7 protein-coding genes are annotated in these 5,045 nt (G+C 63.8%); 5 read left to right on the top strand and 2 right to left on the bottom strand.

The window, feature by feature from the left end:
• On the top strand, positions 1-838 hold an 838-nt coding region (locus tag VLR48_RS14600), incomplete at its 5' end, for a tetratricopeptide repeat protein (RefSeq protein WP_325292493.1).
• 34 nt (positions 839-872) lie between these two features.
• Here VLR48_RS14600 and VLR48_RS14595 read toward each other — a convergent pair.
• Positions 873-2,168 carry a DUF3422 domain-containing protein gene (locus tag VLR48_RS14595; RefSeq protein ID WP_325292492.1) on the bottom strand — a complete coding sequence of 432 codons (1,296 nt, stop codon included), beginning with the start codon at positions 2,166-2,168 and terminating at the stop codon, positions 873-875.
• Positions 2,169-2,365: 197 nt separating this feature from the next.
• Positions 2,366-2,542, bottom strand: coding sequence for a hypothetical protein (locus VLR48_RS14590; RefSeq protein ID WP_325292491.1), 177 nt, complete (start codon positions 2,540-2,542; stop codon positions 2,366-2,368).
• 209 nt (positions 2,543-2,751) lie between these two features.
• Between VLR48_RS14590 and VLR48_RS14585 the strand changes: the two genes are divergently transcribed.
• The 4 genes from VLR48_RS14585 to VLR48_RS14570 form a co-directional block, all read left to right on the top strand.
• Positions 2,752-3,045 (top strand): TraR/DksA C4-type zinc finger protein, encoded by a 294-nt coding sequence (locus VLR48_RS14585; protein WP_325292494.1) that lies wholly within the window; start codon positions 2,752-2,754, stop codon positions 3,043-3,045.
• Between the two features lie 231 nt (positions 3,046-3,276).
• Positions 3,277-4,230: an acetylxylan esterase gene (locus tag VLR48_RS14580; RefSeq protein WP_325292490.1), complete on the top strand. Its 954-nt coding sequence runs from the start codon at positions 3,277-3,279 to the stop codon at positions 4,228-4,230.
• A gap of 8 nt (positions 4,231-4,238) precedes the next feature.
• A complete protein-coding gene (locus VLR48_RS14575) occupies positions 4,239-4,688 on the top strand; it encodes an alpha/beta hydrolase-fold protein (RefSeq protein ID WP_325292489.1) in 450 nt (149 codons plus the stop codon).
• Positions 4,689-4,763: 75 nt separating this feature from the next.
• On the top strand, positions 4,764-5,045 hold a 282-nt coding region (locus tag VLR48_RS14570), incomplete at its 3' end, for an IS110 family transposase (RefSeq protein ID WP_325292488.1).

Raw genomic sequence — 5,045 nt, 5'->3', positions numbered from 1 at the left:
CGGGAAGGCGACCGGTTCCAACGCCTTTCTCGATGCGCTCTATGTCGGCGGCGACGATGCCCTGCGCGGGATGGTTGCCTTCATCCTCCAGTACCGCGCCGAGCGGGGCGACTCGGACGCGGTCGAGCGTCTGAAACGATTCGCCTGTCTGCCGATCGGGACCAGGGAGGCGCGCTTCGGGTTGCTTCGCCCGCTCCACGACAAGGGTCTGCTGCCACACGGCGAGCCGCTCGAACTGTGGGACGGCGAGCGCGTGACGCAGGTCAAATTGGTCAGTACCGAGATTAGACGCGAGCCCGAGCCGAGCAATCTTCCCAAGGATCTCGAGATGCTTCTCCAACGCTCGATAGACCGCTTCAACGAGCGGGATTACGAGGGCGCGGAGATCCTGTTGACTCGGATCCTCGAGTACGCCCCCGGGCATCGTGTCGCACTCGGCAACCTCGCCGCGATCCGCGGTGCTCAGGGTCGCCCTTTGGAGGCGATCGAGCTGCTTCGCGATGTGATCGCCCGTTTTCCGGACTACGTCTTCCCGCGCTGCAATCTGGCCGTCATGCTGATCGAGGCCGGTGACATCGATGAGGCCGCTCGTCTGCTGGAGGGATTCTACGAGCGCCCGAGCCTGCACGTGCAGGACCTCTTCGTGCTCTATGGCGCATTGGCGATGCTGAGCCGGGCGCGAGGGAATCAGGCTGCCGCGGACGCTCTGCTCGCAAGTCTCGAGCCACTGGTCGAAGACGAGGACGACGCGCGCCGTTTCGCCCTCGCCAAGCGCTTACAGGGGCGGGTCAGGCCCATAGTCGCCAAGGGTGGTTGGTTCAAGCGCTCGGATGTTTAAGCAATGAGAGCGAGCGCGGGTCGTGCAGTTGGGATCACTCCGACCCGGCAAGGCGCCGTTTGATCCGTCTGAGTCCGAACCAAGCGAACCCGATCACGAAGGGCAGGGCGATGCCCATCCACAAGCCCGCGTCGATCGGGATTCCGCCGCTTTCCAGACCCTTGAGCGCGTATCCGATGAGGCCGACGCCGTAGTAGCCGATCGCGATGACGGAGAGTCCTTCCACCGTCTCTTGCAGGCGCACCTGCAACTGGGCGCGGCGATCCATGGACTCCAGCAGCCGCCGATTTTGCTCCTGCAGCGAGACGTCCACACGGGCGCGCAAGAGGCTGGTGATTCGGGCCGCGCGCTCGGCCAAGTCGTGCTGGCGGCGTTGGGTGGCCTCGCAGGTCGCGACCGCCGGGGCTAAGCGCGCGTCGAGGAATTCGGACAGGGTCTGCAGGCCTTCGATCCGGTTTTGGCGAAGCTGCTCAAGCCGCTGTTGGATCATCCCGTAGTAGGCCCGCGAGGCATCGAAGCGATAGGTGGTTCGGGCCGAAACCGCCTCGATATCCGCGGCGAGGCTGGTCAGCTCCCCCAGCAGCTCGCTCTCGAAGGCCGGCTGATCGGACGTGCCCTGACGCGACAGGCGCGATGCCACCATCGCCAGGCGACGATCGGCGTCGCTGAGAGCTGCAGAGACGCTGCGAGCCAGAGGAAACCCGAGCAGTGCCATGGCCCGGTAGGCGTTGATCTCCAGAACGCGCTTGGCCAGTCGCCCGGCCTGATTGTCGGACAGACCGCAGTCGCGCAGCAGGATCCATGAGTAGCCGTCGGCATGGATCTTATGGTCGGACCATGCGCGCCCCGCACCGCCGACCACTTCCGAGCCGATGACCGGGTTGCCGTCGAAGAGCGCGACCAGCTCCTCGTTGGTGCGTTCGGGCCAATCGCAGGTCTCGATGGCCAGCGAGGTGGCGGTAATGACCTCGCCGGGCAGATCGCGGAGCCAGTCCTGCGGCAGCTCGTCGAGCAGGGGTTCGGCGAAGGGGTGAGTGAAAGTGCCGCGCTTGCTGAAGGTGTAGGTGACGAACTCGGTATGACGCTCCCAGCGCAGGCGCATGGGTCCGAGGTCGATCCAGTAGTGCTGATCGACCGTCTCCGGGATCGGCAGGCCGTAGTGCGCCAACAGCCGCTTGAGGTGCTCGACGTTGCGACCGCTGCCGCGCTCGCCGGAGACCGCGGCCAGGTGCGAGACCCGCTCGGGCGCGCGCAGGGGCTCGAAGGTCCGGGCGTGCAGCTCGTCGGTGACGAGATGACGGAGCACATGCTCTTTAAAGGGGAGTGACATGCCGTGATGATCCGTGCGGTGATGGTCCTTGTCGGGCGGCGCGAGTGTAACCGGCGGTCGTGACGAAAACTAGGTTCGATCCCCGCTCGACTCGACCGCCCGCCACGCGTGGATCGCGCGTGTCGTGGGGCGTCATGGATCGAGCAGCAACGCGAGGCCGTTCCGGGGCGGCCTCGCCTGGCCGACACCACCGGGATTCAGTCGGCGCTCTGCGCGGCGTCGGACTCCGGCCGATCACCCTCGGGTTGCTCGACGTCGGTCGCTTCGGACTGAGTGCCGCTGTTTTCGGTCTTGCGTTTCTGCTTGTCCTCCTTCTTCTTTTTCTTTTGCAGGTCGCGTTGACGTTTCTCGAACGCATAGTTTGTCTTGGCCATCGTCATGATCTCGCTGTTCGGCGCCGTGACAGTCGAGACTGCCGGGCCCGGGTAGAAAAGGTCGGGAAAGGGTGCGAGTGCGCCGGATCCCTTTGTTCAAGCGGATCGCCGAGCGTAACAGCATCCGCTCGATAGCTCTACTCACCCCGCCGAATGTGGGCCGGGAGTCATACGTTTGTCACGACCATCTGCGATGCTCCCGGCCATCGATGACTGATCCGGGGGCAGCCAAATTGGAACGCTTCGCAGACGAGCTCGACCTGACGCAGTTTCGAATCGATCAGCTGACTGCACTGGCGGTCGCTGCCATGCGTGATCAGGCAAGACAGGTTTCAGGTCGCGACCAGTGTCTCGACTGTGGCGACATGATTCCCGCACAGCGTTTGATCTACGTGCCGAACGCGACGCGTTGCGCACCCTGCCAGGATCGCGAAGAGCGTCTTGGTCGTAGTCTTGTGCCGGGTGCGCTTGTTGACAGGCCCCGGGCTCGTCGCTCGGTTTAAGCCCCGCAAGCTCGCGTGATCTCCGCATCGGGTGATTCGCCGCAGGAGCTTCGCGCCGGGATGAGCCGGATGCCGTCGAGGCGAACGCGATCATTGTCGGTGTCGAGGAGCGGACTCAGCTCCGGTTCCGTCCCGCCGTCGACAGGGCATCCACGGGGATCGGGCGGCGACAGGGCTCACCGTCGGCGCGATACTCAAGACCCCGATCCAAGCCCGACGAGATCGCCTGCGATGCCTTTCAACCATGGCTTCCCCTTCGATCCAAGCTACGGCTATAGCTTGGATGCGCTTCTGGCGGTCGAGCCGCCACCCGAGCCCGCCGAGTTCGGCGCCTTCTGGCGCGCGCGCTACGCTCGCGCATTGGCGATCGAGCCCAACCCCCGCTTGTGTATTTCACGCGAGAGTCACCCGCGCTTCCGCGTCCACGACCTGATCTATGAATCGACCGATGGGTTCCCGATTCATGGCTGGCTCCTAACCCCGCGGGTTGGCTCGCCTCGGCGAGGATTCGTGCTGGGGCACGGCTACGGCGGCATCGAGGTTCCACCTTACGACCTTCCCCGCGACGACGGGGTCTATCTCGTGCCTTGCTTTCGAGGCTTAGGCCGCAGCCAGCGCCCGCCGATCTCGGCGGCACCCGATTGGCATGTGCTCCACAATATCGACAGTCGCGACAACTACATCCTGGGCGGCTGCGTAGATGACGTATGGGTCGGGGTCTCGGCCCTGCTTCTGCTCTTTCCGGAGTTGGCCGGCCATGTCGGGTATCTCGGCATCAGCTTCGGCGGAGGGATCGGAGCCATGGCGATGGCACGGGATGCGCGTATTGCACGCGGGCACCTCAACGTACCCAGTTTCGGTCACCAGCCTTTACGGCTTGCTTTACCCAGCATCGGCAGCGCGGCTGCCGTCCAACGCTGCGTCGGCACCCAAAGTCGAATCGGCGACACCCTTGCTTACTACGATGCAGCGGTCGCTGCGCGGTCGATCCGTCAACCGATGCATGTCGCCGCCGCCCGCTTCGATCCGGCCGTGGCGCCGCCCGGACAATTTGCGGTCTACAACGCGATCCCCGGAGACAAGCGGCTGTTCGTGCTCGACGCAGGACACTTCGACTATCCGGGGCGGGCGCGCCAGACACAGGATCTGCTTGCCGAGCTCTGGGCCTTCTTCGCGCCGCTGTGAGGTCAAGAATGAATCGCGAATACCACCGATGGTACAGCGACCGGCTCGGCCGGGACATGGAGCTGCTGGTCTTCGGGCATGCGGGAGCCAAGGTTCTCGTGTTTCCGACGCGCGATGGGCGCTTTCACGAATACGAAGATCTGCGCTTGATCGAAGCACTCGGTCACAAGATCAATGCCGGCCAGCTTCAGCTCTATTGCGTGGACAGTCTCGTTTGGGAATCGCTCTACTGCGATTGGTGTCACCCCGCCGATCGCATCCGCCGGCATTGTGCCTTCGAGGACTATGTCCTGAACGAAGTGCTGCCCTTGATGGCAATGAAGAATCCGCACCCCTGCACCATCGCACATGGCTGTAGCTTGGGGGCCTACCATGCCGTGAATATCGCGCTGCGACACCCTCATCTATTCAAGAAGATCGCAGCCTTTTCGGGGCGCTATGACCTGATAAGCATCTAGCCGACCCCGCCCGCGGGCCTACAGTTAAGGTAGAGGAAAACACCTGAGCTGGAGACCCGGCAGGAGGAGTCGACGATGAAACTCTACGGCGGAATCGATCTGCATTCCAACAATAGCGTCGTGGCCCTTTTGGACGAAGAGGACCACGTGGTGTATCGCAAGCGGTTGGCGAACGACCCGGCGTTGGTGCTGGAGTCCCTGGCACCGTATCGCGAGGCGATCACGGGACTGGTGGTGGAGTCGACCTACAACTGGTACTGGTTGGTCGATGCCTTGATGGACGCGGGCTATCGCGTGCACTTGGCCAATACCGCGGCGATCGTGCAGTACAGCGGGCTGAAGTACAGCGACGACGAT

The sequence above is a fragment of the Thiocapsa sp. genome (assembly GCF_035467215.1).
Classification (GTDB): Bacteria; Pseudomonadota; Gammaproteobacteria; order Chromatiales; family Chromatiaceae; genus Thiocapsa.
Note: the sequence above shows the minus strand (reverse complement) of the source record. Positions and strands in the feature narration are given on the sequence as shown.